General features: G+C 66.2%; 6 protein-coding genes. 1 reads left to right on the forward strand and 5 read right to left on the reverse strand.

Going from position 1 to position 7,940, the window contains the following annotated elements:
* Positions 1-126 precede the first annotated feature (126 nt).
* From ACN0T5_RS20910 to ACN0T5_RS20920, 3 genes are read right to left on the reverse strand one after another with little or no spacing between them, the layout of a single operon-like run.
* The gene (locus ACN0T5_RS20910) at positions 127-1,293 is read right to left on the reverse strand and encodes an osmoprotectant NAGGN system M42 family peptidase (protein WP_417770540.1); all 1,167 of its coding nucleotides are present in this window, start codon (positions 1,291-1,293) and stop codon (positions 127-129) included.
* On the reverse strand, positions 1,290-3,140 hold the full coding sequence (ngg, locus tag ACN0T5_RS20915) for an N-acetylglutaminylglutamine synthetase (RefSeq protein WP_417770541.1): 1,851 nt from the start codon (positions 3,138-3,140) through the stop codon (positions 1,290-1,292). The genes ACN0T5_RS20910 and ngg overlap by 4 nt, the downstream gene beginning before the upstream one ends.
* Positions 3,141-3,149: 9 nt before the next feature.
* Positions 3,150-4,925, reverse strand: a complete 1,776-nt coding sequence (locus tag ACN0T5_RS20920; protein ID WP_417770542.1) for an N-acetylglutaminylglutamine amidotransferase — start codon at positions 4,923-4,925, stop codon at positions 3,150-3,152.
* A gap of 165 nt (positions 4,926-5,090) precedes the next feature.
* On the opposite strand from ACN0T5_RS20920, the gene ACN0T5_RS20925 reads away from it, so the two are divergent.
* A complete protein-coding gene (locus tag ACN0T5_RS20925; RefSeq protein ID WP_417770543.1) occupies positions 5,091-5,591 on the forward strand; it encodes a MarR family winged helix-turn-helix transcriptional regulator in 501 nt (166 codons plus the stop codon).
* 94 nt (positions 5,592-5,685) lie between these two features.
* Here ACN0T5_RS20925 and ACN0T5_RS20930 read toward each other — a convergent pair whose 3' ends face one another.
* Both ACN0T5_RS20930 and ACN0T5_RS20935 read right to left on the reverse strand, forming a co-directional pair.
* On the reverse strand, positions 5,686-7,056 hold the full coding sequence (locus ACN0T5_RS20930; RefSeq protein ID WP_417770544.1) for an aspartate aminotransferase family protein: 1,371 nt from the start codon (positions 7,054-7,056) through the stop codon (positions 5,686-5,688).
* Positions 7,057-7,114: 58 nt separating this feature from the next.
* Positions 7,115-7,940, reverse strand: an 826-nt coding sequence (locus tag ACN0T5_RS20935; RefSeq protein WP_417770545.1) for an aldehyde dehydrogenase family protein, incomplete at its 5' end; no start/stop codon positions are given.

Here is a 7,940-nt window from a genome sequence, read left to right on the forward strand (position 1 = left end):
GCTGACGGACGCGGAACGCGCGGGAACGAAAGCCGCCTTCGAGGCCTGCGGGCTCAAGGTCTGAGGCTTGCGGACGGACCGCAAGAGGAAGGGCCGCCAATGGCGGCCCTTTGATTTTCAGCCCGGTCAGCCTTGCGGAATTTCGGTGTTTTCCGCGTCCGGCGTCAGGGTCTGCTCGGCTTCCGCCGTCGGTTGCCGGGTAAAGCCCGAGACGCCGGCGGTTTCCTCGTAGTCGCGCGGGATGTCGACCGGGCTTGCCACATAGGCGGTGATCAGTTCGGCCAGCGAGCGCAGCGCATGCATGTGGATGCGCTCGTAGCCGTGCGAGGCGTCCACGCCGAAGGTGATCAGCGCGGTGCGCACGTCCGCGCCCGCTTCCACGGCGCTTGCCGAATCCGAGCGGTAGTAGCGGAACACGTCCTTCTGGTAGCGGATGTCGTTCTCCTGGCAGAGCTCGACGAGCTTCTTGGTCAGGTGGTAGTCGAACGGGCCGGTCTGGTCGGCCATCGAGAAGGTGACGCCGAACTCGCTGGAATTCTGGCCCGGTGCGGTGGTGCCGTTGTCCACCGCGATCAGCGAGGCGACGTCGTGCGTGATGATCGAGGAGGCGCCGACGCCGACTTCCTCGGCGATGGTGAAGAGCCAGTGGATGTCGACAGGCGTCTCGACATTGGCCTCCTTCAATGCCTTCAGCGCGGCGAGCATGACAGCGACACCGGCCTTGTTGTCCAGGTGACGCGAGATGATGAAGCCGTTGTCGAGGAACTCCGGTTGCGGGTCGACGGCGACGATGTCGCCGACCTCGATGCCGAGCCGGTCGAGGTCGCCCCGGCCGAAGGCAAGGGCGTCGACACGCAGTTCGACATGGTCCCAGCCGATCGGGGAGGTGTCGATCTCGTCGTTGAAGGTGTGGCCGGAGGACTTCAGCGACAGGATCGTGCCGCGATAGGCGCCCGACTGGGAAAACATGGTGACGCGGGCGCCTTCGGCGAAGCGGGCCGACCAGTTGCCGATCGGAACCAGTGCCAGACGGCCGTTGTCCTTGAGGTATTTCACCTGCGCGCCGAGGGTATCCAGGTGCGACACCAGAGCCCGGGCACCCCTTGTTTCACGACCGCGACGGATGGCCCGGATGGCGCCGCGCCGCGTCAGCTCCACCGGCAGGGCGAGGCGTTCCAGCTCGGCCGAGACGAAGCGAACGACCGTATCCGTGTAGCCGGTCGGGCTCGGGATCATCAGAAGTGCTTCCAGGGTCTGGGCGAGATATTCGGTGTCGATGGTCAGTCGTGTCATGCGGCCCCCTGGTTGGTGTGCTGGTCCGTGACAGCCTGGCGGGCGGTTGCCGGCATGGACAGCGGAAACAGCAGATCGATGAAGCGCTCGGCCGTCGGCTGCGGTTCGTGGTTGGCAAGGCCGGGACGTTCGTTCGCCTCGATGAAGCGGTAGTCGGCCTCCGTCGGCGCCTTGACCATCAGGTCGATGCCCGTCACCGGAATGTCGATGGCGCGCGCGGCGCGCACCGATGCCTCGACAAGCGTCGGATGAACGATGTCGGTGACGTCGTGGATGGTGCCGCCGGTGTGCAGGTTGGCGGTGCGCCGCACCAGCAGTTCCTCGCCGGACGGCAGCACGGTGTCCATGTCGTGCCCCGCCTGACGGACCGTGCGCAGGGTTTCGGCGTCGAGGGGAATGTGGGATTCGCCTCCGGTTGCCGCGGCGCGGCGGCGGCTTTGTGCCTCGATCAGTTCGCGGATGCGGCTTGATCCGTTGCCGACCACCGACGGCGGGCGGCGGATGGCGGCGGCCACCAGCCGGTAATTGATGACGATCAGGCGCAGGTCCTGACCCTCCACGCATTCCTCCACCAGCACCGTGTCGCAGAGCCGGCCGGCTTCCTCGATGGCGGCATCGATGTCTTCATGCGAGGTCAGCCCGACGGCAACGCCACGCCCCTGTTCGCCGCGGGCGGGCTTGACGACGACCTTGCCATGCTCGCGCAGGAAAGTGGCCAGGTCACCGTCGGCCTGACCGGCGACGATCTGGGCCGGAACGTGCACGCCGGCCCCTTCGACCACCTTGCGGGTCGCGGTCTTGTCGTCGCAGATCGACATGGCGACGGCGCTGGTCAGTTCGCTCAGGCTTTCCCGGCAGCGGATGGTGCGGCCACCCTGCGAGAGCGAGAAGAAGCCGCGTTCGGCATCGCTGACCTCCACCCGGATGCCGCGCCGGCGTGCCTCGCGCACGATGATGGTGGCATAGGGGTTCAGCGCCTCGTCCGTGTCGGGACCGGTGTAGAGCGTCTCGTTGATCGGGTTCTTGCGCTTCACCGTGAAGAAGGGAACGCGGGCAAAGCCGAGCTTCTCGTAGAGCGCGATCGCCTGCCCGTTGTCATGCATGACCGAAAGGTCGAGATGGGCGAGGCCGCGGGCGGCGAAATAGTCCGCAAGATGGCGTACCAGGGACTGGCCGACGCCGGGGTGGCGGGCCTGGGGATCGACGGCGAGGCACCAGAGCGAGGCGCCGCGCTCGGGATCGTTGAAGGCGCGGGCATGGTCGACGCCGGTGACGGTACCCAGGATCTCGCCGCTGACCTCGTCCTCTGCGACGAAATAGCAGATCGAGCGCGCGTCGCGCTTCGACCAGAAGAAGTCCGGCGGCACCGGCACCATGCCGCGCGCTGCATAGATGCGGTTGATCGCCTCCGCATCGGTCTGCGCGGTAAGGCGACGCAGGAAGAACCCGGCCGGCGCCTTTTTCGACGCCCGGTAGGTGGCAAGATCCAGGCGGAACGTGTGCGAGGGATCGAGAAAGATCTCCTGCGGGGCGTTGGCCAGCAGCACATGCGGGTCACGCACATAGACCGCGATGTCGCGCCGGTCCGGCAGTTCGCCCTCCAGCGTCGTCAGCAGCTTCTCGGTGTCGTGGAAGGTCTGCCCGAACAGCAGGCGCCCCCATCCCAGATCAAGTGCGCAGTTCTCCAGCGGCACGGGCATGTCGCCTTGCTGGTTCTCGATGGGCGGTTTCAGTCCGTGCTCCCGCATCCGCTTGAGCCGGTGAGAATAGGCATCCCGGTGACGGGTCTCGCGCGCGCCTCGCGCGGGGGTGTCCGTTCCCTTGCCGCCGGTTTTTTTCGCCGTCATGACCTGCCCTCAGATGTCGTTGGTCTGCAGCCACAGCTCGAGCAGGGCGACCTGCCAGAGCTCGGAGCCTTGCAGCGGCGTGATATGCGCCGTCGGGTCCTCGAACAGCGTGCCGAGATAGCTTTCCTGGAACAGGCCCCGCTCGCGCGCCGACTGCGATGTGAGCGCGTCGCGCACCATGTCCAGATAGGGCCCCTGGATGTATTTGAGCTGCGGCACGGGGAAATACCCCTTCTTGCGGTCGATCACCTCATGCGGGACGACCTTGCGGGCCGCTTCCTTGAGCACGCCCTTGCCCCCTTGCGCGAGCTTCAGCTCGGGCGGGATGCCGGCGGCAAGCTCGACGAGTTCGTGGTCGAGGAAGGGCACGCGCGCCTCCAGTCCCCAGGCCATGGTCATGTTGTCGACCCGCTTGACCGGATCGTCGACCAGCATGATCTCGGCATCGAGGCGCAGCGCCCGGTCGACCGGGGTCTCGGCCCCGCCCTGCATCAGGTGGGCGGCGACGAAATCGTGCGCCTCGTCGCGAGAGGCCATCCAGTCCGGGGAAAGATGCCGTGCCATCGTCTCGCGCGAGCGGTCGAAGAAGACGCGCGCATAGTCCGCGACGACGTCGTTGGAACCGGCAAGCGGGGGATACCAGTGATAGCCGCCGAACACCTCGTCCGCCCCCTGACCCGACTGCACCACCTTGATGTGTTTCGACACCTCCCGGCTGAGCAGGAAGAAGCCGATATTGTCGTAGGAAACCATGGGCTCCGATTGTGCCGCGATCGTGTCGGGCAGCGACGACATCAGATCGGCGGAGGGGACGAAGATCTTGTGGTGATCCGTCCCGAAATGGTTGGCGATGAGGTCGGAATAGACGAATTCGTCGCCTTTCTCGCCGTTTGCCTCCTCAAAGCCGATGGAGAAGGTCATCAGGTCCTTCTGGCCTTCCTCGGCGAGCAGCCCGACGATCATGGAACTGTCGACGCCACCGGAGAGCAGCACGCCGACCGGCACGTCGGCGACCATGCGGCGACGTACGGCGAGGCGCAGCGCCTCCAGAACCCTGTCGCGCCAGTCGTCGGCGGACAGGCTCCGGTCCTCCTCACGGCGGGTGTAGGACGCGTTCCAGTAGCGGTGCTCGCGGCTGGTGCCATCGGCCTCGATGCGGCGGACCGTCGCCGGCGGCAACTTGCGCACGCCCTCGAGGATGGTGCGCGGGGCGGGCACCACGGCATGAAAGCTCATGTAGCAGGCAAGGGCCGCCCGATCGATGCCGGTATCGACATCGCCGCCGGCGAGTATCGCCTGCAGCGTCGAGGCGAAGCGCAAGCGCTTGCCTTTCTCCGACAGGTAGAGCGGCTTGATGCCGAAGCGGTCGCGGGCGAGCGTCAGCGAGCCGTCGCGGCGGTCATGGATGGCAAAGGCGAACATCCCGTGGAAGCGCTCGACGCAGTCGGCGCCCCAGGCGTGGAAGGCCTTGAGGATGACTTCTGTGTCCCCGTGCGAGAAGAAGGAATAGCCTTTCCCCTCAAGCTCCTGACGCAGCTCCGGGTAGTTGTAGATGCAGCCGTTGAAGACGATGGCGAGCTCGAGGGCGGGATCGGCCATCGGCTGGGCCGCCTTCTCGGTGAGATCGATGATCTTCAGCCGGCGATGCCCGAGCGCCACGGGCCCCTGTGCCATTACGCCGGATCCGTCGGGACCGCGTGGCGCAAGGCGTTCGGTCATCCGGGAGACCGCCTCCGCGTCTGCAAACTGTCCATCGAAACGCATCTCTCCGGCAATTCCGCACATGAGCGACTGCCCTTTCCTGTCTGTTCTTGCGTGTTTCGCGGGCCGGCATGCGGCCTGCCCTGCCGGCATGATCCGGCTGATCCAGAAAATAATTAGAATACAAATGATTTGAAATCAAATGTTTTGTGCTGTAATGATTTCAGGGAACATCGGAAGGAGAGGCTCTTGCAGGAAGATCGCGATTACGCGCCGCAGGATGCGGCTGCCGTCATCCGCTCGATCCGCAGGATCGTGCAGGCCATGGACGTGCGCTCGAAGCGGGTGGCGCGCGAAACCGGGATGACGATCCCGCAGATCGTGGTGCTCAACGCCGTCCGCGATTTCGAGACGGCGACCACTGCGGACATCTCGCGGGTCGCCAATATCAGCGCGGCGACCACTGTGACGATCCTGGAAAAGCTCGAGGCGCGGGGCATCGTCAATCGCCGGCGCAGCACCGTGGACCGGCGGATCGTGCATAACGAGCTGACCGGCGAGGGGCGGGAAATGCTTGCATCGGCGCCGCCGCTCATTCACCGGCGGTTCTTTTCCGGCATGGCGGGGCTCAGCGAAGGCGAGCAGCAGACGATCATTCGCGCTTTCCAGACCGTGGCGGACCTTCTGGAACCGGACGAGCCGCAGGCGCGCGACCTGCTTGACGGCAGCGAAACGGGCCTGCCCGTCTGAGGCGAGCGCCCGCACCGCGATATCGAAAAAGGGCCGGCGCGCATCGCGCCGGCCCTTTTGTTTGTGTTTGCAGTTACCGGTCGCAGGTGGCCGTTCAGCCGAAGACGTCGTCGACAGCAGCGCGGGTCTCGGAGACGATCCGGTCGGCCTCTTCCGGCGTCAGGCAGAGCGGCGGTGCGAAGCCGAGAATGTCGCCCTGCGGCATGGCGCGGCCGATGACGCCGCGCCTGAGCAGCGCGCTGGCCAGCGCCGGACCGACCTTGGCGGACGGATCGAAATAGGTGCGGCTGGCCTTGTCGTCGACGAATTCGATGGCGCAGAGCATGCCTTCGCCCCGGATTTCACCGACCTTCGGATGGTCCGCAAGGGCGGCGTGCATCGCCGCGTTCAGGTGGGCACCGGTCTCGCGCGCGTTGGCGACGAGGCCGAGATCGTCGATCAGCTTGAGATTGGCAACGCCGGCGGCGGCTCCGATCGGGTGCGCGGAATAGGTCCAGCCATGGCCGATGGCGCCGTTCTCGTCGGTGCCGCGCTCCAGCACCTCCCAGACCTTTTTCGAGATGATGGAGCCGGACAGCGGCGCATAGGCCGAGGTGAGGCCCTTGGCGATGGTGATGATGTCGGCTTCCATGCCGTAGTGGTCGGAGCCGAACATGGTGCCAAGGCGCCCGAAGCCGGTGACGACCTCGTCGGCGATCAGCAGGATGTCGTGGCGCTTGAGAACCTGCTGGATCTTCTCCCAGTAGCCGGCGGGCGGGGGCACGATGCCGCCGGTGCCCAGGATCGGCTCGCCGATAAAGGCGGCGATGGTGTCAGCGCCTTCGCGGGCGATCAGGGCCTCCAGTTCCGTGACGCAATGCTCGACGAAGTCGGCCTCGTTCATGTCGAGATCGGGGCGGCGGAAATAGCAGGGCGCCTCGGTGTGCAGCACCTGGGAGAGCGGCAGGTCGAACTTCTTGTGGAACAGTTCCAGCCCGGTCAGCGAACCGGTCACCAGTCCGGAACCGTGATAGCCGCGCCAGCGCGAGATGATCTTCTTCTTCTGCGGCCGGCCGAGAATGTTGTTGTAGTACCAGACGAGCTTGACGTTGGTCTCGTTGGCGTCCGATCCGCCAAGGCCGAAATAGACCTTCGACATGTTGTCCGGCGCCCGCTCGAGGATCATGTGGGCGAGCGTGATCGAGGCTTCCGTGCCATGGCCGACATAGGCGTGGTAATAGGCCAGCTCATGCGCCTGGGCGGCGATCGCCTCGGCGATCTCCTTGCGGCCGTAGCCGACATTGACGCAGTAGAGCCCGGCGAAGGCATCGAGCAGGCGATTGCCGTCGCGGTCCTCGATGAAGACGCCCTCGCCACCGGTGACGATGCGGGTCGGGCTTTCGCCGCGCGCGTGCTGGGCGAGATGGGTGGAGGGGTGGAAGAAGCTTTCCCGGTCCCATTGTCCGAGCTGGTCATTGGTCAGCATTGACGGTCTCCTTGTTGTTTCGGGCGGTTCGCCAGGGTCGTTCCTGCGTGCGGCGGGGTCAGCCCCAGTCGCGGCAGACATATTTGAGGTCCATGAAAGCGCGCATGCCGTCGGCGGCGCCTTCGCGGCCGATGCCGGACTGCTTCATTCCGCCGAAGGGGATCGGGGCGCCGGTGACCTTGGTGCGGTTGACGGCGATCATGCCATAGCGCAGCGCCCGCGACAGCCGGTAGATCCGGCGCGGATCCCCGCTGTGCAGGTAGGCGACGAGCCCGTATTCGCTGTCATTGGCCAGCGCCACCGCTTCTTCCTCGCTGTCGAAGGGGCGGATGGCGGCGACCGGGCCGAAGGTCTCCGCGTGCATGATCAAGGCGTTGGCCGGGACATCGGCAAGCACGGTCGGGCGGTAGAAGAGGGGCCCGGCCGGGTGTCGCTCGCCGCCGGTCATGAGCCTTGCGCCGCGCTGCAAGGCATCGGCGACGTGTTCTTCCTGCTTGGCGACTGCCTTCTCGTTCATCAGGGGACCGATATCGGCGTCGTCCATTCCGGGAGCGACGGTCAACGCGGCGGTCGCTTCCGCGAACCGCTTGCAGAACGCCTTGTAGAGCGGGCGGGCGACAAGGAAGCGGTTGGCGCCGAGGCAGTCCTGGCCGGACGTTGCGAACTTGGCCTTGACCGCTTCGGCAACCGCGCGGTCGAGATCCGCGTCGGCGAAGACGATGAAGGGCGCATGACCGCCCAGCTCCAGCACCAGGCGTTTCACCGTCGCAGAGGCCTGGCGGTAGATGAGGCGGCCGGCTTCGGTCGAACCGGTGAAGGAGACGGCGCGCACGCGCGGGTCCCCCATCCAGGCGCCGACGATGGTCGCGGCATCGCCGGTCACC

The sequence above is a fragment of the Stappia sp. genome, assembly GCF_048261845.1.
GTDB lineage: Bacteria > Pseudomonadota > Alphaproteobacteria > Rhizobiales > Stappiaceae > Stappia.

Coding starts and splice junctions, on each gene's coding strand:
- ACN0T5_RS20910 (WP_417770540.1), bottom strand. CDS start 1,293: ATGACACGACTGACCATCGACACCGAATATCTCGCCCAGACCCTGGAA.
- ngg (WP_417770541.1), bottom strand. CDS start 3,140: ATGACGGCGAAAAAAACCGGCGGCAAGGGAACGGACACCCCCGCGCGA.
- ACN0T5_RS20920 (WP_417770542.1), bottom strand. CDS start 4,925: ATGTGCGGAATTGCCGGAGAGATGCGTTTCGATGGACAGTTTGCAGAC.
- ACN0T5_RS20930 (WP_417770544.1), bottom strand. CDS start 7,056: ATGCTGACCAATGACCAGCTCGGACAATGGGACCGGGAAAGCTTCTTC.